This is a genomic window from Candidatus Spongiihabitans sp., assembly GCF_965247905.1.
Lineage (GTDB): Bacteria > Pseudomonadota > Gammaproteobacteria > Arenicellales > Poriferihabitantaceae > Spongiihabitans.
Window position 1 is genome coordinate 1023022 of sequence record NZ_OZ252047.1, and the last position, 22465, is coordinate 1045486.

Genomic DNA, 22465 nt, shown 5'->3' on the forward strand with positions numbered 1-22465 from the left:
TAAAAATAACAGGTCGGATTGTATGTGTTTGCGCGGGTTTTGACGAGCGCTCGAGAAACGAATATAATCACATTATATTAATCTTGAACCCACCGCAGAGAAAATCATGGCTGTACAAAAATCCCGCAAGACGCCTTCCAAACGAGGAATGCGCCGCTCTCACGATAGCTTGAAAAATTCCACACTATCGATCGATCCGGTTACCGGTGAGTTGCATAGACGTCACCATATCACGGCTGATGGCTATTATCGTGGCAAGAAGCTCGTGGCCACTAAACCGGAACAATAACAAACACTCGTCGGTCGGCGCGGCAGGGTTTCGTTTGCTAGCCATACAGCAATGATTACGCTTTCGATCGATGCAATGGGGGGTGACCATGGCTTAGGCAGCACGGTGCCCGCGGCCCTCGAAATTCTGAAAACCCACCAGAAAATAAAACTGATTCTGGTAGGCGATACCAAGCAAATAGAAATCAAACTAAACCATCTGGGCGGGAAACCCGGTAAGCGGCTGGCCATCCAGCATGCCTCGCAGATTGTGGAGATGGATGAGCATCCGGCGAAGGCGTTGCGAAGGAAAAAAGATTCATCCATGCGGGTCGCCATCAATCTGGTTAAGGACGGCACCGTTGACGGTTGTGTCAGCGCAGGCAACACTGGCGCATTGATGGCGACCGCGCGGTTTGTCCTGCGTACCATACCGGGCATTGATCGCCCGGCGATTTGCGCGTCTCTGCCGCGGCCCGAAGGTTATACGCACATGCTCGATCTTGGCGCGAACATTGACACGCCACCCGAGATTTTATTGCAGTTTGGGTTGATGGGCTCGCAGTTGATCAACTGTCTTGACGGCAAAAAGCATCCCACTGTCGGGTTGCTCAACATCGGTGTTGAGGAAGTCAAGGGCAATGAATCAATAAAGGCGGCGGCGGAATTATTCAAGGACAGCAACTTGAACTACATTGGCTTCGTTGAAGCGGATGAAATTTATATGGGCAACACCGACTTGGTGGTTTGTGATGGTTTTCTGGGCAATGTTGCGTTAAAGGCATCCGAGGGCGTCGCACAAATGATTATGAGTGTATTAAAAGAAGAATTTAATCGAAATGCGGTCGCCAAAGGCGCCGGGCTGCTGGCAAAACCCGTGTTAAACGCAATTAAACGTCGCTTGGATCACCGCAGATATAATGGCGCAAGTCTGCTTGGGTTGCGCGGCGCTGTGGTGAAGTCCCATGGCGGAACCGATCACATCGGCTTTAAGTCCGCTATCGAGGTTGCCATTGAAGAGACCCGAAAAGGACTGGTAAATCAAATAGAATCCACTATTGTGGCGAGTTCAGTTTGACCGCGGCCGCATATACTGTCCATTAAATTTCTCCAAAAATATTCTCGATGACTTACTCCAGAATTATTGGCACCGGCGGTTATTTGCCGGAAAAAGTGCTGACCAATGCCGATCTTGAAAAACTGGTTGACACTAATGAGGCCTGGATTTATTCCAGAACCGGAATTCGCGAGCGCAGAATCGCCGCGGACGATGAATTCACCTGTGATTTAGCCGAGCGAGCAGCGTTAAACGCCATTGAAGCCGCCGGAATTTTAAATAACGAAATCGACTTGATCGTGGTCGCCACCACCACGGCCGACCAGGTATTTCCCAGCACGGCGTGTTTGTTGCAGCATCGATTAGGCATTGAAGGGCCGCCCGCCTTTGATGTTCAAGCGGTGTGCGCCGGTTTCTTGTTTGCCATAGATGTGGCGGACAAGTTCATCCAAACCGGCAGCGCCCGATGCGCATTGGTGGTGGGCGCGGAAACCTTTTCGCGGATTATTGATTGGAGCGACCGCCGCACCTGCGTGCTGTTTGGCGATGGCGCCGGCGCGGTGGTGCTGAAGGTCGATAACGAGCCCGGAATACTGTCCACGCATTTGCATTGCGACGGGAAATACAAAGACCTGTTATATGTGCCGGTCGGCGTTTCGAGAAATTTTGATCGGATAAAAACAGGCACTGCGTTTACCACCATGCAAGGCGGGGAAGTGTTTCGCTGGGCGGTGACCGCGATGAGCGATATTGTGGATGAAACCCTGGATGCAAATGGCATGAGCCGGGACGATATCGATTGGCTGGTTCCCCATCAAGCGAATATCCGCATCATCAATGCGGTTGGAAAACGCGCCAGAATTCCCGCGGAAAAAGTGGTGGTCACGGTGGATCGCCACGGCAACACGTCGGCGGCTTCGGTGCCGCTTGCTCTGGACGAGGCGGTGCGCGATGGCCGGATACAGTCGGGCCAGCATGTGCTGATCGAGGGTTTCGGCGGCGGGTTTACCTGGGGTTCGGCCATGATCAGAATGTAATGCGCAGGACGAACCCTTAAAAAAGACGCCGCAAAACAGACCCATGAATGACTTATTAAAAGATCAAGTTTGCTTGGTTACCGGCGCGACCAGAGGCATTGGCAAGGCCATCGCCTGCGCCCTGATCGAGCAAGGCGGCATCGTCTACGGCACGGCAACTTCGGAGAATGGCGCCAGCGCCATAGCGCAAAATTTTAAGCGCGTGGAGGGCGACGGTCATGGTCATGGCCATGGTCGTGTCCTGGATGTGACCGACGCGCGCGGCGCCGGGAATTTGATAACCGAAATCACCGAGCAGTCTGGCGCGCCGTTGGTGTTGGTGAACAATGCCGGCATTACCCGTGACAATTTAGTGCTCAGAATGAAGGAGTCGGAGTGGGATGAAATTATGGACACCAACTTGAAATCGGTTTATACCCTGAGCAAAGCCTGCTTGCGCGGCATGACCAAGGCGCGCTTTGGCAGAATCATCAATATCTCTTCGGTGGTGGGCGCGACCGGTAGTGCGGGCCAGGCGAATTATGCGGCGGCAAAAGCGGGCTTAATCGGGTTTTCCAAATCATTGGCTCGGGAAGTGGCGTCGCGCAACATCACGGTCAACGCCATCGCCCCCGGATTCATACAAACCGATATGACCAATGCGCTGAGCGAAGACCAACGCCAGGCGATAATGAAAAACATTCCGATGGCAAAATTGGGCAGCCCTGAAGATATTGCCGCGGCCGCGGTATTTCTGGCATCAAGCGCGGCGAATTATATTACCGGGACGACTCTCCACGTCAATGGCGGAATGTTCATGGTTTAATGTATGGATGTATAAGCTCAGATACCTTTGGCACTCTGATGCAGAAGGAGAGCCATGCAAATCCAGCATGTCGGATACCGAACAAAGGCTTTTACCGGGCAGCCGCTTTAGGGCATCCCCCGTTTTCACGAGGGCATGCTTTGGGAGATGACTTCCAAAAATGCTCAAGAGCGTCTCAAAATCCTCGGTTTCTTCGCGGATCATGGCGAAGCGGCGACCGGTGATGCCTTCGGCCTCAGTCGCAGAACCCTTTATCGCTGGAAACAGACCCTGCGCCAGGCCAACGGCAACCCGCCGTCCTAATCGCCAAACCCTGCGTGCCCAGGTGCCGGCGACAGCCGCAGCACCGACGCTGATCAAGGAAATCCGCCGGCTACACAAGCAATTCCCCAATCTCGGCAAAGCCAAATTGCAGGTTATGTTGCAATCTTGGTGTGGGCCGCAGGACATCGCCCTACCCAGCGCATCCCCCCTCAACCGCACCATCCAGGAACAGTTTGTCGACTATCACGAGGAGGAACTGTTCTATGATCTGCCTGGATTCAACCGCAAACTGGCCGGCTGGCTACTCGATGACAACACCGTCCTGCCTCATCATAGCCTCGGCCTGCAATCTCCTGTAAACTACCTCATCCACAATCAACCACAGTGCCAAAGGGGGTGGACTTATACATGGGATTGCAAACGCCGATGGGGTATTATCAACCACTCACCCAGGCCGTCGATTTTTTCTCATGGGCATTGAGCATGGGCATTGAGCATGGGCATTGAGTCAGGACCGGTGGCGGATGAAGCGGTATGGTGAGCGTAGCTCAGTTGGTAGAGCCCCGGATTGTGATTCCGGTCGTCGTGGGTTCGAGTCCCATCGTTCACCCCAGATCCATTGATCTACTGATTTATTAGTGCATGCGCTTAGGACCGACAGGATTTAGAGAGCGGTAAAATTTTTGCGAGAGTGGCGGAATTGGCAGACGCGCTGGATTTAGGTTCCAGTGGGGTGACCCGTGAGAGTTCGAGTCTCTCCTTTCGCACCATATTTTAGGCGCACAACGATGCAATTATTGTCCAATTTATACTATTTGGGCCGAGCGCAATTAATTTAGAGTTTGATTGGTTAATGCAAGTTTCCGTTGAAGAGTCAGGCGTCATAGAACGCAAGCTTTCTATTTCAGTGCCTGCTGAAAAGATTGATTCAGAAATAGCAAAAAGACTGTTAGACGTTGCTAAAAATGCGCGTGTACCCGGCTTTCGACCAGGCAAAGCGCCGCAAAACGTAATCAAAAAACGCTATGCGCCGCAGGTCACCAATGAAGTCATCAACGATACGATCAACGCCAGTTATCGGGATGCCTTGGGTCAGGAGAAAATCATTCCGGCCGGTTTGGTGTCGATTGACCCGACGCCGTATGAATCCGGAAAAGAGCTTCAGTTCGTGGCTACAGTGGAAGTGTTTCCAAAAATTCCAGCGCCCACGCTGGCGGGCAAGACCATAGAGGAACCGGTGGTTGCAGTCACTGACGAGGACATCATGCAAACCCTTGCAGATATCCGAAAACGCAACGCCAACTTCGTCGCCAAGCGCGAAAAATCAGAGAAGGAAGACCGATTGACGATTGATTTTGAAGGTAAAATTGATAGGGAGTCATTTGCGGGCAGTAGTGCGACTGATTTTGTGTTCATCCTCGGCGCGGGGCAAATGCTGGAGCAACTCGATGCGGGATTGGTTGGGTTAAAAGCAGGCGAAACCAAAACCATCGCTTTCACTTTTCCGGAAAATTACGGCGCCGCTGAGGTTGCCGGGAAAGCGGTTGAATTCACGGTTACGGTTAAAGCGGTGGAGAAGCCTGAACTGCCGGAACTGGATGATGATTTCGCCAAATCCCTGGGCGTCAAGGCAGGCGGGATTGAGAATATGAAGCAGGAAATAGGCGTCAGCCTGCGGCGCGAACTGGATTCCCGTATGCGCGCGGTGATGCGCGATAAGGTCATGGAAGCGCTGTATGCGGCCAATGACATTGTCTCTCCCAAGGCGTTAGTGGAGGAGGAAATCGAGCGCGCGGTCAAGGCGGTCGCCGAGCAGTTGACCGCTCAGGGCCTGCCCACGGATAAAATCGACCGCGATCATTATGTTGAGCAAGCGAAAAAACGAGTCGCGCTCGGATTGATTGCGCGCGAAGTCATCGAAAAATCCAAAATTGAGGTTGACGAACAGGCGGTGCGCGCCAGAATTGTGGCCATGTCGGCCGACTATGAAAGCGAGGAAGAGTATGTTAAGTGGCACTATGCGCATCCGCAGCGATTAAAAAATATTGAGGCGGCCGTTGTCGAAGATCAAGTCATCGCCCGCATGTTGGAGACGGCTACTGTCAAGCAGCGAAAAATGTCCTTCAAGGCGTTTATGCAGCCGCCGCCGAACGACTACAAGTGACCACAAGCGACTAACCGTGTCGACCCGCCGTTGCGTTTTGACAGGGGCATGACAAATTAAACAGCGCGTGGACGAATCATTCATGTACGAATCATTATGAGGTAAAAATTTATGAACGCCAGCATTAAGCATATCGAACACAAACTCGCGCCCGGCGCAACCGCTGACGACGCGACTAACATCGGCTTAGTGCCCATGGTGGTTGAATCCACTGGGCGCGGCGAGCGGGCGTATGATATTTATTCCAGATTGCTGAAAGAGCGCGTGGTGTTTCTGGTTGGGCCGATTGACGACCAGATGGCTAACTTGATCGTGGCGCAAATGCTGTTTCTTGAATCAGAGAATCCTGAAAAAGATATTTCGCTTTATATCAATAGCCCGGGCGGCGCGGTTTCTTCCGGCCTGGCGATTTACGACACCATGCAGTTTATCCGGCCGCACATCAGCACGGTGTGCATCGGCCAGGCGGCCAGCATGGGCGCGGTGATTTTAGCCGGCGGCCAAAAAGAGAAACGCCATGCGCTGCCGCATTCCAGAATCATGATTCATCAGCCGATGGGGGAATCCCACGGGCCGGCTTCTGATATTGAGATTCACACCAAAGAGATATTAAGAATGAGGGAAAGACTTAATCAGATATTATCCGACCATACCGGCCGGTCCATGAAAACCATCAAGGCGGACACCGATCGCGATCATTTTATGAGCTCCAGCGACGCCGAGGCATACGGCATCATTGATTCGATTTTGACGAAAAGAGAATAGCCGCAAATATATGCGCGAATATATGCGCGAATATATTTTGGCAGCAGGATATAATAACGGTTGCAAATATCCACATTTTGCGGCATAACTATTACCGGCATATATCCTTGCAGGCCTATTACCGGGATATATCCCCAACCCTATTATGACAGACAAGTCCTTGAGTAAAAGCGACAAGTCGCTGTACTGCTCTTTTTGCGGCAAAAGCCAGCACGAAGTCAGGAAGCTCATCGCCGGTCCTTCCGTGTTCGTCTGCGATGAATGCGTGGATTTATGCAATGAGATTATTCGTGAACAAACCACGGACGAGATTGCCGCTCAGGAAAACGCGGATCGTTTTCCGATCCCCGAGGAGATCCATGCTATTCTGGACGACTATGTCATCGGCCAGCCGGACGCCAAAAAGATGCTGTCGGTTGCGGTGTACAATCACTATAAGCGCATAGACAACGAGGAATCGAGTTCCGAAGTTGATATTTCCAAAAGCAATATTTTGTTGATCGGCCCCACCGGTTCCGGCAAAACGCTGCTGGCGGAAACCCTGGCCAGGCAACTCAATGTGCCGTTCACCATCGCCGATGCAACGACCCTCACCGAAGCCGGTTATGTCGGCGAGGATGTTGAGAACATCATTCAGAAACTGCTGCAAACCTGCGATTACGACACTGAAAAAGCGCAAGTTGGAATTGTTTACATCGATGAAATTGACAAGGTTTCGCGCAAAGCCGAAAATGTCTCGATCACTCGGGATGTGTCCGGAGAAGGCGTGCAACAAGCGTTACTGAAATTGATCGAAGGCACCATCGCATCAATTCCGCCGCAAGGCGGCAGAAAACATCCGCAGCAAGAATTTCTGCAAGTCGATACCCGCAATATCCTGTTCATTTGCGGCGGCGCATTTTCAGGCATTGAAAAAGTGATTCAGGAACGAACCGAAAAATCCGGCATTGGCTTTGGCGCAGACATAAAAGGCAAGTCCGCGAATGAGCGATCCAGTGAATTGCTTGATCAGTTGCAGCCGGAAGATTTGGTTAAGTATGGATTGATACCGGAATTCGTTGGGCGGTTGCCGGTCATTGCAACCTTGGATGAGTTGGAAGAGGAATCGTTGGTTCGAATTCTGGTCGAACCCAAAAATGCATTGACCAAACAATACCGGGTTTTATTCAAGTTCGAGGGGGTGGAACTGGAATTTCGTGAAGACGCGCTGCATCAAATCGCCAAAAAAGCGATGCAACGCAAATCCGGCGCAAGGGGATTGCGCTCCATCATGGAAAATGCACTAATTGAAACCATGTACGAATTGCCATCAATTGAAGGGGTGAAAAAAGTGGTGGTTGACTCTTCAGTGATTACCGAAGGTGCGCGACCGCTTTATATCTACGAAAATGAGCGTAACAAAAAAGCCGCGGCGCTGGCTGCGACTTAGCCCGAATGTCTTGCCCGCCGTCCGCTTATAGTCATGTCCGCCTGTAAAGCCAAAAAATTCCTTGAACTGCCGGTTTTGCCCTTGCGCGATGTGGTGGTGTTTCCGCACATGGTTATCCCGTTATTTGTCGGTCGGGCCAAATCCGTAACGGCGCTGGAAATCGCTATGCAAGGCGGAAAGAGCATTTTGTTGATCGCCCAAAAAGACGCGAGTCAGGATAATCCGACTGTTAATGACATTTTTAATACCGGCACCATCGCCTCAATACTGCAACTGCTAAAAATGCCGGATGGCACGGTCAAGGTATTGGTCGAAGGCGAGCGGCGAGCCAGGATTTTGCATTATACCCATGATGTCAATAATCCAAAAGATTGTTTCATGTGTGAGGTCGAGTTGGTGAACGACACCAATATTTATTCCAAGGAATCGGATATTTTGCTGCGAACAGTCACCGCCGAGTTTGAAAATTATGTCAAACTCAATTCAAAAATTCCGCCGGAAATCTTGACTTCGCTAAGTGGCATAGAGGATGTGGGGCGGGTTGCGGATACCATAGCCGCGCACTTGAACCTTAAAAATGAGGAAAAACAGGCAATCCTGGAGTTGCTTGATGCGAATGAGCGGCTTGAGCATATATTGGGCGTTATCGATTCCGAGATCGATTTGCTGCAAGTTGAAAACAAAATTCGCGCCCGGGTAAAGAAGCAGATGGGCAAAAGCCAGCGCGAGTATTACCTGAATGAGCAAATGAAAGCCATTCAAAATGAGTTGGGGGATCTGGAGGAAGGCATTAATGAAAACGATGAAATCGCGAAAAAAATAGCGAAGTCGGGCATGTCCGAGGAGGCGATGGAGAAAGCCGAAAACGAGTTAAAGAAGTTGAAGATGATGTCGCCCATGTCGGCCGAGGCGACAGTCGTGCGCAACTATGTCGACTGGCTGCTGGCGTTGCCATGGAAAACCGGGACGCGAATTTCCAGGGATATCGCAAAATCGCAAAAGGTGTTGGACGATGATCATTATGGACTGGAAAAAGTCAAAGATCGGATATTGGAATATTTGGCGGTGCAAAAGCGCGTCAAAAAATCCAAGGCAGCCATTCTGTGCCTGGTTGGCCCGCCCGGGGTCGGCAAGACCTCGTTGGGGGAATCGATTGCGCGCGCGACCAACAGGAAGTTCATTCGGATGTCTCTGGGCGGGGTTCGTGATGAAGCCGAAATTCGCGGGCATCGCAGAACTTATATTGGCTCCATGCCGGGCAAGATAATCCAGAACCTGGCCAAGGCAAAAACCAACAACCCGTTGTTCATGCTGGATGAGGTGGATAAGATGTCGATGGATTTTCGCGGCGATCCGTCTTCGGCATTGCTGGAAGTGCTTGACCCGGAGCAAAATCATAAATTTGGCGATCACTATATGGAAGTGGATTACGACTTGTCCGATGTGATGTTTATCACCACGGCAAATACATTAAACATCCCCAACCCATTGTTGGACCGCATGGAAGTGATACGAATTTCCGGATATACCGACGAAGAAAAACTGGAGATTGCGCACCGTTATTTAGTCCCCAAACAAAGAAAGAACAATGGCTTGAAGGCAAGCGAAGTCAGTTTAAGCAACGCTTCCATTAAAGCAATAATCTCATCCTATACCCGAGAAGCCGGGGTTCGAAATCTTGAGCGAGAGATTTCAAAAATTTATCGAAAAGTCGTGAAAGAGTTGTTGCTCCATAAAACATCGGCAAAAGTAAGCGTCACGCCAAAATATCTGGAGAAATATCTGGGGGCAAAACGATTTCGCAGAAACGCCACGGAAAAAGAAAACAAGGCTGGCCAGGTTTCGGGTCTTGCCTGGACCGAGTTTGGCGGAGAGCTGCTCACTATTGAGGCCGCGGTTATGCCGGGCAAGGGCGAGCGCGTTTATACGGGCAAGCTGGGGGAGGTCATGCAGGAATCTATTGTTGCGGCCATCAGTGTTGTGCGCAGTCGTAGTCGCCAATGGGGCATCAATCAGGATTTCTATGAAAAAGAAGATATCCATGTGCATGTTCCCGAGGGCGCGACGCCTAAGGATGGGCCCAGCGCGGGCATTGGAATGTGCACCGCCATTGTCTCGGCATTGACTGGAGTTCCGGCGTTGTCAACGGTGGCGATGACCGGAGAAATTACGCTGCGGGGAGAGGTGTTGCCGATTGGCGGCCTGAAGGAAAAACTCCTGGCCGCGCATCGCGCGGGGATAAAGCGGGTCATTATCCCGCATGAAAACACTCGTGATTTGCCGGAAATACCGGAAAAAATTCGGCAGGATTTAGAGATAAAATCGGTACAATGGATAGACGAAGTGATTGAACTTGCGCTGGAACGGGTGCCTAAACCGGCTGCAGAGAAAGATATCAGCGATGCTCAGCGGGCAAACGATAACAAACCGAGCAAATCGGATGATGCGCAGTCTGGTCTGACGGCACACTAAACAGCCACTTGTTCCAAGTAAATGGTCCAACTCAATAATCAAACTGCGCGGGTGAAAAATTTGAGAACTATTAAAAATCAGATAGTTATGAGAATTAACTTGCCTGCAATATAATATAAGGATCGGGTTTGCGGAGCTTTCCATCTAATACAGAAATTATTTTTTAGCCTGTTGCCAAGAAAATAAAACCCCGATATGACCGAAAAGCCGTTATTTTTATTTGCTTTTCGGGCTTGATTTTTATTATGATTAGGCTGGCGTGTGGGTATCAGCACAAACGCGGCTACAAAGATGACTCATATCTCGCCATATACAATAGATAAAGATCGCGATAATCAGTGAGATTTCGGTGGGGCGTTTACAGGCCTCGCATAAACTGTTTGTAATTTTAAATTTTAGTTAACGAGGAAACCAAAACATGAATAAATCAGAATTAATCGAAGCAGTAGCAACAAGCGCAAACCTGACTAAGGCGGATGCGGGAAGGGCCGTGGATGCCGTTTTTAACGCTATCGAAAATGCAATGTCACGCGGAGATTCCGTCTCTCTAATTGGCTTTGGAACATTCTCTGTTTCCGACAGAGCGGCTCGAACCGGGCGCAATCCACGTACCGGGGAAACCATTCAAATCGCCGCCTCCCGCGCGGCAAAATTCAAGGCTGGAAAAGGGCTGAAAGACGCCATAAACTAGCCTTGTCCTGGGCGCTTAGCTCAGCGGGTAGAGCATCGCCCTTACAAGGCGAGGGTCGCAGGTTCGATCCCTGCAGCGCCCACCATTGTTTCAGGAGCGGTAGTTCAGTTGGTTAGAATACCGGCCTGTCACGCCGGGGGTCGCGGGTTCGAGTCCCGTCCGCTCCGCCAGAACCAATAGGCGGGACCTTGGTCCCGCCTATTTACATGGATGTAAGGGCAAATAACTGACCCCGGTCATTGCGCCTGCATTGCGTTCTAATAGGTTGCATCGTTCAAAGCGGGTTTAGTTTTTATTGAACAATATATTTAGATGACTTTCGGGGAACACCCATGCTGACCGCGATTCGAGAACGCGCCACAGGCTGGATTGCCTGGGTAATTGTAACTTTGATTACCATCCCTTTTGCGCTGTGGGGAATCAACTCCTATTTCCAGGGCGCAACCGAAATTGCCGTGGCCACGGTAAATGGTGCAGAGATTTCCAATTATGCTTATCAGCAAGCACTTTCAGCGCAACGACAAACCCTGATTGATCGCCTTGGCGGTGATTTTGATCCCGCATTATTAGATAGTTTGGGGGTTAAGAGTCGGGTGATCGACAGTTTGGTGGACGATCAACTTTTGACACAATTTACCATTGATCAAAATTTTCGTATTTCCGATGACCAGTTAAAAGAAATAATTCAAACATTCCCGGCGTTTCTTGAACAGGGCAGGTTTAGTCAAACGCGGTATCTGGAACTGTTGAATGCGAATAGATTGACGGCTCAGGGCTTTGAACAATCGCAAAGACAAAATGGGGCCATTAATCAACTACGAGCAGGCATCGCCGATTCGGCGTTTTTCACCGCAATGGAGCGCGATCAACTGCTGGCGCTCAGCGCGCAAAGCCGAAGCGCGCAATATACCGTGTTGAATGCGGACAAGTTTGACGGGGAATTTGATATAGACGATGCCGAGATACAGGCATATTATGAGAAAAACCTGGGTCGCTATGAAACTGAATCCAGTATAAAAGTGGATTATATCGAGCTCTCTGTTGAGTCGTTGTCAGGCTCTATCGCGCCCAGCGAACAGGAAATCAACGCGCTATACGAGGACACAAAAGGCCGATACAAACAAGCCGAAAGCCGCACCGCCAGCCATATTTTGGTTAGCGTGAGCGAATCGGACAACGAGGAGCAGAAGCGCGCCAAGTTTGAACTCGCCCGCGATATCCTGAATCGAGCCAACGCCGGTGAAGATTTTGCCGCCCTGGCGCAACAGTACTCGGATGATCCGGGGTCCAAGCAAAACGGCGGGGATTTGGGCGTGGTGGCACGAGGGCAAATGGTCAAGCCATTTGAGGACGCGGTTTTTGCGATGCGCGCCGGCGAAATCCAGGGCCCGATCGAAACGCGGTTCGGGTATCACATCATCAAGTTAACCGCATTATCGGCGGAACGCCAACAAACCCTTGATCAGGTGCGCGACGAAGTTTTACAGGACCTGATGAAATTTCAAGCCGAGAATTTGTTTGCCGAACTTGCCGAATCATTCAAGAATTTAGTGTTTGAAGATCCGGATGATCTGACCACTGCGGCGGATGCAATGGATTTGCCGATTCAATCCAGCGATTGGTTCACGGCGAATAAGGGCGGCGGCGTAGCCGAAGACGCGGCGGTCAGGCGGGCCGCATTTGCCGAAGATGTGCTGAATGAAAATTTGGTCAGTTCGGCTATTGAGATCGGGTTTGACAAGTTGGTCGCGGTGCAAAAATCCGAATACGAAGCGGCCCATCCAAAGAGTCTTGAGTCGGTTAGAAGCGAAATTATTGCGACCATAAAATCCGAAAAATCGCAGGCTAAAGTGTGGCAAATGGGCTCGGACTTGTTAACCTCTCTGGAATCGTCTGTTCAGAACAAGGCAAGTTGGGAGCGTTTTATTGCGCAACAAAATCTGCGGGCGTTAACGCTGCCGAGCAAGAAATCCGAAATCCCCGCAGAACTGACGATGTTGGGGGACGTGGTGTTCGCACTGTCTGCGCCAAAAAAAGGCGAGGTTCGGTTTGGCGGATTGGCGCTCGATAATGGCGACTACGCGCTGGTTTCTCTTGAACAGGTTGAGCAGAGCGACTTGGCCAGCGTGGATGATGCGCAACGCACCACGGTGCAGCAACAATTGCTGGAGCGGGACGGCGCGGGAATGTTTAATCGATTCAGGGCGTTGCTGAGAAAAAACGCGGACATCACGATTTCGCAACAACAACTCTAGTCACCACTCCGTCCCGGAGACCGCCTGAGGAGTTGGATTTGAACATGCGGGCAGGAAAACCCGCAACAGTCATTGATTTGAAGTATCGCCCAGGAATCAGGCGCGCAATGACCAGGAAAGGGTTTCGCCGGCCATCAGCGGTATGATGTCATCATCACTGGCTGCGGCATCGGCGCCATGAGCTTTCCTGATGCTTTCTGGAATATGCTTTGTTTTATTGCTGAGCGTGACTTTTCCCGGATTTCGCTCGAGATGGTAGAAATCAGCGCCAAAATGGCTAGCGAAGTTTTCCAGTTTATCGATACATTCCAATCCTGCAAAAACCTCGGCGTAAAACTCTATCGCCGCGTGCGCCGAAAATATGCCGGCACAGCCGCATGCGCTTTGTTTGCGGCTGCGGGTATGCGGCGCGCTGTCGGTGCCCAGAAAAAACGATGGGTCGCCGCTGGTTGCGGCGACAAGCAGTGCTTGGCGATGCGGCTCGCGTTTTAGTATGGGCAGGCAATACAGGTGCGGACGGATACCGCCGCGAAACAGTTCATTGCGGTTGTACAGCAAATGATGCGGCGTAATCGTGCCCGCCACAAAATGGTTGGTGGCTTTAACAAAGTCCACGCCCTGGCGGGTGGTGACATGTTCCAATACCAGTCCAAGATCCGGCAATTCCTGATGCAGCGGAAATAGAATTTGATCTATGAAGACCGCTTCCCGATCAAATATATCCACATGCGGATCGGCTACTTCGCCGTGAACCTGCAGCACCACGCCATGCCGGGCCATGGCTTCAAACACATTCATCATGCCGCTTACTCGGGTTACGCCGGATGCCGAATTCGTTGTGGTTGCGGCGGGATACAACTTAAATCCCAGTATATGCTCGCATTGCGCGGCCGCCTTGACCTCGGCTTCGGTGGTGTTATCGGTCAGGTAAAGACTCATTTTCGGGTCAAACGATGTGCCAGCAGGCAATGCGGACAAGATGGTTTTACGGTATTCAAGGGCTTGCTGCACGGTGCTGACCGGCGGGTCGAGATTGGGCATGATCAGCGCCCGCCCAAACTGCGCTGCGGTGTAGGGCACCGCCCGCGCCAGCATTTCGCCGTCGCGGACATGGACATGCCAATCATCCGGCTGGGTCATCGTTATGGTCATGGTCATGGTCGTGGTCGTGGTGATGATGATGATGATGTTCGGTTTTTGGAATCGCAGGTTTAATCATGCCACATTCCCTGCTAAAACATTTCCATGGAGTCGATATCAATAGACCAGCGCACCTTGCGGCTTGCCGGCGAGCGTTCAATTTCCTTCAGCCAATGGCGGATTAATTCGTGCAGCGATTTTCTCGCGCTCGCTTTAATCAATAGTTGGGCGCGAAATTTTCCGGCGAGTTTTTCCATAGGCGAACTGACCGGATCCATCACGACTATTCCTTTGAGCCGTTTGCCAGCCAGGATTTTGCGCCCAGTCTGGCTGACAAACTGCAGGAATTGCAAACCCGCCTTGTCATTGGTCGATTCGGCGCGCCACAGGGCGATATGACCAAATGGCGGCAACCCCGCCGATTCGCGTTCCGCGCTGCAATAGCGGTAAAACTGATCAAAGTTATAATCCCGAATTAAATGCAGGTAAGGATTTTCCGGGTGCGCGGTTTGAATAATGACCTGGCCGGGGGTGTTGCTGCGACCGGCGCGGCCAGCCACTTGCACGAGTTGCTGGAAAAGATACTCAGGCGCGCGAAAATCCACGCTGTATAACCCTTGATCCGGATCGATGACGCCCACCAGAGTGACCCCGGGAAAATCGTGCCCCTTGGAAATCAGTTGAGTGCCAATCACGATATCGACCTTGCCCGCATTGATTTGTTGCAATGTTCGTTCGAGTTTTTTTTGGGTATTCATTTGGTCGCGGTCAAAGCGGCTAATCCGGGCCTGGGGGAATTGCTTGATTAGCGTTTCTTCAATTCTTTGCGTGCCGACGCCGGCATAAAAAAGCGTTTGGCCGCATTGCGGGCAATTCAACTGCGCGTTGATCATCTTGCTGCAGTGATGACAGCGAAACGCGTTGGTCTTTTTGTGAAAGGTCAGGAAGGCGTCGCAGCGATCGCAACGCGCCTGCCAGGCGCAAACTCGACATTGAACTATTGGGGCAAAGCCTCTGCGGTTGATGTATAAAATGGTCTGTTGCCGCCGCTCCAGACCGCGACTAATCGCGGCAAGAAGCGGCGCGGAAATGCCTTCGTGCAGCGGGAATATTTTTAAGTCCACCAACTCCACTCTGGGCAATTTAGCGGCGCCGATGCGGTGGCTCAGGCGCAGCAATTGGTGGCGGACTGAGGCCACATTGTTCATCGATTCCATTGAGGGCGTGGCCGACCCAAGAACAATCGGCACGCCTTCAAGACTGGCGCGTTTTATCGCCAGGTCGCGCGCATGGTAGCGGAATCCTTCCTGCTGTTTGTATGAAATATCATGTTCTTCATCGACAATGATTAACCCAGGGTTTTTCATCGGGGTAAAAACGGCCGAACGGGTTCCGAGGACTACGGTCGCGTTTCCAGCTCTGGCGTTCCACCAGGTTCGATAGCGTTGCTGGTCGGTCATGCTTGAATGAAGCACGCATACGCCATGACCAAGCCTTGCGGTAAATCGCTCTACCAACTGGGGGGTAAGGGCGATTTCCGGCACCAACACCAGAGCCTGGCGGCCTTGGGCGATGCACCTCTCGGCGAGGTGCAGATAGACCTCGGTTTTCCCGCTGCCGGTAATGCCATGCAGGACAAAGGACTTGAATTTCCCAGAGCATGACGCAACCGCGTTTATCGCCAGTTGCTGCTGTTCGGTCAAACTGCCCTGAAACGGTTGAGGTGCATGACTTAACGCCATTGCGGCGTGTATTCCGTTTTCTATAAAGCCCTTGTCGATTAACGCGGCCAATAGTCGACCAACAGGGCCGCTGATGTCCCTGGATAATGATTTGATCTGTTGCGCTGAAATCCAGTTATGCGCGCAAACCAGTGCAAACAGCGCGCGTTGCCGGGGAGCCCGGGCCAGAGACTTGTTTGTGGTTGCGCGATCGAGGTCCGGCAAGCAGCGATATACCGTTTCCGTCAGCGGATTTTCCAACGGCTTGGCGCTACGCAGCCTTGCCGGCAGGGCCGCATTGAGGACTTTGCCTAGCGGGTGATGGTAGTATCCGGAGGCCCAGTGCAACAGTGCCAGCATGTTATCCCCAATGGAACATTCATGGTCTAACACCTGTTCGATCGGCCTCACTGTGAAAGCGGGGGTGAAATCGGGCGTGAAATCGGCAGCAGGCTGGTGATTGGAGACAATGATTCCAATTAGCCTTCGTCTTCCGAATGGAACGACAACCCGAATGCCAGGCTCGAGTCGCCGGCGGGCGAAATAGTCATAAACCTGCCTGACCGGCACCGGGATGGCGACTTGGACGTGAACTGGCCGGGCTGAATTACTCACAGATCCTGTGGATAACTTTGTGTATAAATAGCGGAAACTGGCTTCTGCAAAGGGTTTTCATGGTCATGGGCGATGCTTTCCGAAAAATGCGATAAATTCAGAATAATGCATATAAAACAATGAGTTGTATTCTTATTTTAAATCTATTGAGTAAGCAAATACGCTAAATTGAACTTTCATCACAATCGCATTGCGGTTTGTGAATAACTTACTGCCAGTGCGATGGTGATAGCGCTGGCTTTTGAAAATCCACAAATACAATTAACGTGTAATCAATCACTTAGCATTTCTAATTTTCGTGAAGTTGGAAAATTCCCGAAAATAAATTGTGACCTCCAAGCCGCCTATTGGAGCGCGCCGACCGCTCCCCATGCTGCTGCAATTTCCGCGTCAGCGAATGCTGTCAACCATAAAATTGAACGCTCCAGCACGGTGTTCCGACCAAAACCGCAACAACGTATTGTGAATCACTTTGAAGGCAAGGTCGTCCCACGGGATATCTTTTCCTTCAACTAATTTGACTTCAAGGCTTTCTTGCCCGACGCCAAAGTCCTCAGGGCCGCGCAGTTGGCCGCGAAACAAGGTATAGACCTGGCCAATGCGCGGGATATTGTAAATTTGGTACAACTGCTGGTCGACCACTTCAGCGCAAGCTTCTTCACGGGTTTCCCGGGCCGCGCCCTGTTCAATGGATTCCCCGTTCTCGAGAAATCCAGCAGGTATGGTCCAGTATCCCTTGCGTGGTTCGATGGCGCGTTTGCACAATAATATGCGGTCCTCCCAAATCGGGATGCAGCCGGTGACAATTTTAGGGTTCTGATACTGAATTTCACCACAGCGGGTGCACACATGGCGCTGCCGATTGTCTCCCGCTGGAATGGTCAGCGTCACTTGATCGCCGCAGTGGGTGCAGAATTTTATGGCGTTAATGTCAATCATAATGTCGGTTACTGTGAAACAATGTTGGCGTGCAGCAATTCTAGTGCAGCAATCCTGGCGGAGCAATTCTAGTGAAGCAATCCTAACACTATTCCGAAAAATACCATGGCGCCGACCCAGTTATTATTGAGAAACGCACGCAAGCAATTTTCCCGAACCCGGTCTTTGCAAAGATATTGTTGGTATATCGCCAAGCCTGCCGCCAAAGCCAAGCCGAAATAAAAATGCCAGGTCAGCCGATTCATCCAGCCAACCACCGCTAATATTGAAATCGCCGCGGTGTGCAGCAAGCCGACGATGAGATTGTCGAACTTGCCAAATAGAATGGCCGTGGATTTAACGCCTATCAACAGATCTTCGTCCCGATCGACCATGGCGTATTGGGTGTCGTAGGCCACAATCCACAGGAAATTTGCGGCCAGTAATATCCAGGCTTCAATGGGAAGCGCGTTGGTCAGCGCGGCGTAGGCCATGGGGATGCCAAACGAAAAAGCCAGCCCTAAAACACACTGGGGCAAGTGGGTGAATCGCTTGGCAAATGGATACAGCACCGCCAGTAACGCGGCAACAATCGACAGCGCGATGGCCAATGGGTTCAGTTGCAACACCAAAACCAGCGCGATGCTGATCAACAGCGCAAATAACACCAGCGCCTGCCTGGAGGTCAACACGCCACTCGCCAGCGGGCGATCTTTGGTGCGCTGCACCTGGGCGTCCAGATTTCGGTCCGCATAGTCGTTAATGACACAGCCGGCCGCGCGCATGACCATCGTGCCGATAATAAAAATCACCACGATGGTCGGATTGGGTTGTCCCTTGCCAGCCAGCCACAACGCCCACAAGGTGGGCCACAGCAACAGCAATGCGCCAATCGGACGGTGCAGGCGCATTAGTTGGATATAGGGATACATCTTAGACATGGGCTTAAACATGGGTTTAAACATGGGCATATTGATCACTGTTCACAATCCAGCGCTGCACTAATGGTTGAATAAGCTGCGGATAGTCTTGTTGCAATTTTCTGGCAATCTTTTCGATTTTCGGCAGCAGGCTTTTATCGCGCGCCAAATCCGCGATGCGCAGTTGTTGCAATCCGGTTTGACGGGTTCCCAACAGCTCCCCCGGGCCCCTTTGCTGCAAATCCTTTTGTGCGATTTTAAAGCCATCGTTAGTGTCGCGCAAAATCCCTAAGCGCTCCTTCGCCAAAGCGCCGAGAGGCGGTTGGTACATTAATACGCAAGCGGCCTGAGCGGCGCCGCGACCGACCCGGCCGCGCAATTGGTGCAGTTGCGCCAGACCCAGACGCTCGGCGTTTTCGATTATCATTAAACTGGCATTGGCCACATCGACGCCGACCTCGATGACCGTGGTTGATACCAGCAAGTCAATCTCCCCGTCGCTAAAGCGTTGCATGATGGATGCCTTGACTGCGCTCTTTAGACGACCGTGGATCAATTCAACGGCGAGTTCGGGCAGCAGCGTTTTCAGCGCGGCGTGGGTCTCGGTCGCGGCTTGTGCTTGCAATTTTTCTGATTCTTCTATGAGCGGGCAAACCCAGTAGGCTTGCTGACCGGATTGGCACAGCGCGCGGATTCGGTTGGCGACTTCCTGGCGGCGTGCGTTGGGCAACACCACGGTGTGCACGCTTTTGCGCCCCGGCGGCATTTCATCGATGCTGGAGACGTCCAGATCGGCATAGAATATCATTGCCAGCGAGCGCGGTATTGGCGTCGCGCTCATGATGATTTGGTGCGGCACGGCATTTTCAAGCTTGCTTTTGCCGCGCAACGCCAATCGTTGATCGACGCCAAACCGATGTTGCTCGTCGATGATCATTAATCCCAGGCGGTTGAATTCAACGTGTTTCTGAAACAAGGCGTGGGTGCCGATAACCATGCGCGCCGCTCCGGATTCTATGCGGGCAAGGGCGTTACGCCGATTGGCCGCGCCCAGTTTTCCGGCGAGCCACTCTATTTCTATGTCCAGTTTATCGAACCAGACATGGAATGTTTTGCGATGTTGTTCGGCGAGCAGTTCCGTCGGCGCCATCAGGGCGACTTGAAATCCGCTGTCAATGGCGTGCAATGCTGCTGCGGCCGCGACCACGGTTTTTCCCGAACCGACATCGCCTTGCACCAATCGCAGCATCGGCTGGCCCTTGGCCATATCGCACAAAAGCGCTTTAATCACCCGCAACTGCGCCGCCGTCAGGTCGAAGTTTAACGCCTTGACCAGGCGATTCCATGAGCGCCCGGCGGCGGTAATTTTTGGCGCGCATTCGCGGTATCGTCTTTGGCGCAACCGATTTAAGGCAAGATGGTGGGCCAACAGCTCTTCCAATGCGAGGCGTTGCTGGGCAGCATGGGTGCCATTCAGCAACGCCTCGGTATCGGCGTCGGGGCGCGGGCGATGAGCGGTCAACAGCGCTTCGCTGAGCGGCATCAATCCAAATTCATTTTGCACCGCCGCCGGCAATATTTCCTGTAAATTATCCAAATGCCGATCGAGCGCCTGATCGACCAATTTGCGAATGGTGACCGGGCCGACGCCTTCGGTGCTGGGATAAACCGCGGTCAGCGATTCCTGCATCGCCAGGTTTGGTTGCTGCTGAAATATTTTGTATTCCGGGTGCACCATCTCAATCGAGTTCGCCCCGTGGCGCGCTTCGCCAAAACACTGAATCCATGCGCCCGGCTTGAAACCCAGTTGCTGGTTTTTACTGAAGTGAAAAAATCGTAATACGATGGCGCTGGAGCGGTCGCTGACGCTGACAATCAAACTGCGGCGGCGACCGAATCGCACATCCGCGCCATCGATTTGCCCGACGATAACCGCATCAACCCCGGCGCGCAGGTCGGCGATCGCGGTCAGTTTTGTTCTATCCTGATACCTCAGGGGCAGATGGAATAACAAATCTTCCGGTGTCGCTATGCCGATTTTTTCCAGTTTGGCGGCAAGTTGCGGACCGACGCCGGAAAGATTTTGCAGGGCATGTTTTGTGGAACGGGTAATGGGCGAGTTTATTTTGCAGTCCTGATCAAGATCGTGCCGGATCATGCTTGGTCACAAATGCTATGGCATGGAATCCGGTCAATGGCCATTAGGCAATGACCAGAATCGCTTCAACTTCCACGGCAACGCCTAATGGCAGCGATGCGACGCCGACCGCGGCGCGGGCCGGATAGGGCTCGGTGAAATAGTGCATCATTATCTCATTCACGGCAGCGAAATTTTCAAGATCGGTCAAGGATATATTCAGTTTGACCGCATCGGCCAAGCAGCCTCCAGACGCGTTGGCAACGGCCGCTAAGTTTTGAAAAACCTGGTGCGCGGCCGCTTCAAAAGATTCATCCACGACCGCCATGGTCTCCGGGTTGAGTGGAATTTGTCCTGAAATATAGACCGTATTCCCGGCCTTGACCGCTTGTGAATATGGGCCAATGGCAGCCGGCGCATGTTCTGTGCTGATGATCGTTTTTGTACTCATAGTTTGTTGATTCTGATAGTTAAAGAAGCTCGATTAAACCACAAAACTGATTGGGTTTGTCATGGATGATGGTTGTTGTTTCAGGCGAAAAATTCAATCTTCCCTGATTATTCTAATCCTATAGAATAGGTTGAGATCCCGAAGTAAAAAATCATGAATGAAAAGAATTCTCTGGAACAATCCCTCGATTCTCGGCAATCTATTAACGTCATTTTCAATGGCTCAGGCAGTGAATATTTCAGGATTTGGATTGTGAACCTGATGCTCAGTATTGTTACCTTAGGGATTTACTCGGCTTGGGCCAAGGTTAGAACCAAGCGTTATTTTTACGGCAATACCGAACTCGATGGAGCGGTGTTTGAATATCACGCTACCCCGATAATGATACTCAAAGGTCGATTAATCGCAGTGACTGTTTTTGTGGCCGCGTTACTCAGTGGCCGATTCTTCCCGACCGCTCAACTATTCATATTTGTAGCCCTTGCACTGGTCGCGCCCTGGGTGATTTGGCGATCAACCGTATTCAACGCACGGATGGCGAGTTACCGAAACGTGAGATTCGCTTTCATGGGAGAAGTCTCTAAACTTTATTTTTATTTGCTTTTGCTGCCGTTATCGCCGCTGTTAATAGCGGGCGCAATGGTTGGTCTGAACTATCTATCCTCCGCGAGCGCCAGCCTGATAGCCGACCTGGCGACCAACGCGGCAATTTTTGGTGCAGCGGTTTTCGCCATATATCTGCTTGGGCCTTACATTCAGCAAAAATTGATGAGTTATTATTTTAATCACCATCGTTATGGGCAAGGCATATTTCAGGCCAGGCTGGCGTCCTCGCGATTTTATATGATCTATTTGAAGTTAATCGGTTTAGGCATATTGATCATGATTCTGCTCGGTTCAATCGGTGTCTTTGTTGCGGTTTTTGGTTCGAATTGGGTTGATTTCGAGCACATCACGAATGATTCGGCATGGTCACGGCGCACACTGATATTCAATGTTCTTTTAATGGCGATGATATTTCTGGTCGCTTTTGCCAGCAAAGCCTACCTGCAATCCAGGGTTAGAAATTATGCCTACGGGAAGCTTAAGCTGGGCCCCGGCATAGCGCTGAGTTCCAGGTTGTGCGCGTGGAAATTATTCAGGATTTTCGCCACAAACTTTTTTATGTTGATGTTCACTCTGGGGTTGGCTTACCCGTGGACAGTGATTCGACTGATGCGCTACAAACTGGAAACGATTGGCTTAACCGCCAAAGATAGTTTGGATGGGTTTGTCACGCAAATGCAATCACAGCAATCCGCCCTTGGCGAAGAAATCGGCCAAGCCTTCGATCTGAATCTGGATTTGGGTATTTAGG

At 51.5% G+C, this 22465-nt stretch carries 19 protein-coding genes and 4 tRNA genes; 17 read left to right on the top strand and 6 right to left on the bottom strand.

Annotated features, from left to right (window positions below):
* Positions 1–106 precede the first annotated feature (106 nt).
* The 16 genes from rpmF (at position 107) to ACP158_RS05245 (ending at position 13206) form a co-directional block, all read left to right on the top strand.
* Positions 107–289 (top strand): 50S ribosomal protein L32, encoded by a 183-nt coding sequence (rpmF, locus tag ACP158_RS05170; protein WP_424947892.1) that lies wholly within the window; start codon positions 107–109, stop codon positions 287–289.
* A 51-nt stretch (positions 290–340) separates the two neighbouring features.
* On the top strand, positions 341–1345 hold the full coding sequence (plsX, locus tag ACP158_RS05175) for a phosphate acyltransferase PlsX (protein ID WP_424947893.1): 1005 nt from the start codon (positions 341–343) through the stop codon (positions 1343–1345).
* A 47-nt stretch (positions 1346–1392) separates the two neighbouring features.
* A complete protein-coding gene (locus ACP158_RS05180) occupies positions 1393–2361 on the top strand; it encodes a beta-ketoacyl-ACP synthase III (protein ID WP_424947894.1) in 969 nt (322 codons plus the stop codon).
* Positions 2362–2404: 43 nt separating this feature from the next.
* Positions 2405–3166 carry a 3-oxoacyl-ACP reductase FabG gene (gene fabG / locus ACP158_RS05185; protein WP_424947895.1) on the top strand — a complete coding sequence of 254 codons (762 nt, stop codon included), beginning with the start codon at positions 2405–2407 and terminating at the stop codon, positions 3164–3166.
* A gap of 147 nt (positions 3167–3313) precedes the next feature.
* On the top strand, positions 3314–3469 hold the full coding sequence (locus tag ACP158_RS05190) for a helix-turn-helix domain-containing protein (protein WP_424947896.1): 156 nt from the start codon (positions 3314–3316) through the stop codon (positions 3467–3469).
* Between the two features lie 22 nt (positions 3470–3491).
* A complete protein-coding gene (locus tag ACP158_RS05195) occupies positions 3492–3911 on the top strand; it encodes a hypothetical protein (RefSeq protein WP_424947897.1) in 420 nt (139 codons plus the stop codon).
* 56 nt (positions 3912–3967) lie between these two features.
* A tRNA-His gene (locus ACP158_RS05200) sits at positions 3968–4043 on the top strand.
* Between the two features lie 72 nt (positions 4044–4115).
* A tRNA-Leu gene (locus ACP158_RS05205) sits at positions 4116–4200 on the top strand.
* A gap of 83 nt (positions 4201–4283) precedes the next feature.
* Positions 4284–5594 carry a trigger factor gene (tig, locus tag ACP158_RS05210; RefSeq protein ID WP_424947898.1) on the top strand — a complete coding sequence of 437 codons (1311 nt, stop codon included), beginning with the start codon at positions 4284–4286 and terminating at the stop codon, positions 5592–5594.
* Between the two features lie 111 nt (positions 5595–5705).
* Positions 5706–6359, top strand: coding sequence for an ATP-dependent Clp endopeptidase proteolytic subunit ClpP (gene clpP, locus ACP158_RS05215; RefSeq protein WP_424947899.1), 654 nt, complete (start codon positions 5706–5708; stop codon positions 6357–6359).
* A 145-nt stretch (positions 6360–6504) separates the two neighbouring features.
* A complete protein-coding gene (clpX, locus tag ACP158_RS05220; protein WP_424947900.1) occupies positions 6505–7788 on the top strand; it encodes an ATP-dependent Clp protease ATP-binding subunit ClpX in 1284 nt (427 codons plus the stop codon).
* A gap of 33 nt (positions 7789–7821) precedes the next feature.
* Complete coding sequence (gene lon, locus ACP158_RS05225; RefSeq protein ID WP_424947901.1) at positions 7822–10260, top strand: endopeptidase La; 2439 nt, start codon at positions 7822–7824, stop codon at positions 10258–10260.
* Between the two features lie 418 nt (positions 10261–10678).
* Positions 10679–10951 (top strand): HU family DNA-binding protein, encoded by a 273-nt coding sequence (locus ACP158_RS05230; RefSeq protein WP_424947902.1) that lies wholly within the window; start codon positions 10679–10681, stop codon positions 10949–10951.
* A 9-nt stretch (positions 10952–10960) separates the two neighbouring features.
* Positions 10961–11036: transfer RNA gene (locus tag ACP158_RS05235), tRNA-Val, on the top strand.
* An 8-nt stretch (positions 11037–11044) separates the two neighbouring features.
* Positions 11045–11121, top strand: a tRNA-Asp gene (locus tag ACP158_RS05240).
* A 162-nt stretch (positions 11122–11283) separates the two neighbouring features.
* A complete protein-coding gene (locus ACP158_RS05245; protein WP_424947903.1) occupies positions 11284–13206 on the top strand; it encodes a SurA N-terminal domain-containing protein in 1923 nt (640 codons plus the stop codon).
* A 96-nt stretch (positions 13207–13302) separates the two neighbouring features.
* Here ACP158_RS05245 and pyrC read toward each other — a convergent pair whose 3' ends face one another.
* The 6 genes from pyrC to ACP158_RS05275 all read right to left on the bottom strand — a co-directional run bounded on the left by pyrC (position 13303) and on the right by ACP158_RS05275 (position 21108).
* Positions 13303–14358: a dihydroorotase gene (gene pyrC / locus ACP158_RS05250; protein ID WP_424947904.1), complete on the bottom strand. Its 1056-nt coding sequence runs from the start codon at positions 14356–14358 to the stop codon at positions 13303–13305.
* A gap of 80 nt (positions 14359–14438) precedes the next feature.
* Positions 14439–16682: a primosomal protein N' gene (locus ACP158_RS05255; protein ID WP_424947905.1), complete on the bottom strand. Its 2244-nt coding sequence runs from the start codon at positions 16680–16682 to the stop codon at positions 14439–14441.
* A gap of 390 nt (positions 16683–17072) precedes the next feature.
* On the bottom strand, positions 17073–17603 hold the full coding sequence (locus ACP158_RS05260) for an NUDIX hydrolase (RefSeq protein WP_424948404.1): 531 nt from the start codon (positions 17601–17603) through the stop codon (positions 17073–17075).
* An 86-nt stretch (positions 17604–17689) separates the two neighbouring features.
* A complete protein-coding gene (ubiA, locus tag ACP158_RS05265) occupies positions 17690–18541 on the bottom strand; it encodes a 4-hydroxybenzoate octaprenyltransferase (RefSeq protein ID WP_424947906.1) in 852 nt (283 codons plus the stop codon).
* A gap of 16 nt (positions 18542–18557) precedes the next feature.
* A complete protein-coding gene (gene recG, locus ACP158_RS05270) occupies positions 18558–20678 on the bottom strand; it encodes an ATP-dependent DNA helicase RecG (protein WP_424947907.1) in 2121 nt (706 codons plus the stop codon).
* A gap of 43 nt (positions 20679–20721) precedes the next feature.
* Complete coding sequence (locus ACP158_RS05275) at positions 20722–21108, bottom strand: RidA family protein (RefSeq protein ID WP_424947908.1); 387 nt, start codon at positions 21106–21108, stop codon at positions 20722–20724.
* Between the two features lie 153 nt (positions 21109–21261).
* Between ACP158_RS05275 and ACP158_RS05280 the strand changes: the two genes are divergently transcribed.
* A complete protein-coding gene (locus ACP158_RS05280; RefSeq protein WP_424947909.1) occupies positions 21262–22464 on the top strand; it encodes a YjgN family protein in 1203 nt (400 codons plus the stop codon).
* Position 22465 lies beyond the last annotated feature (1 nt).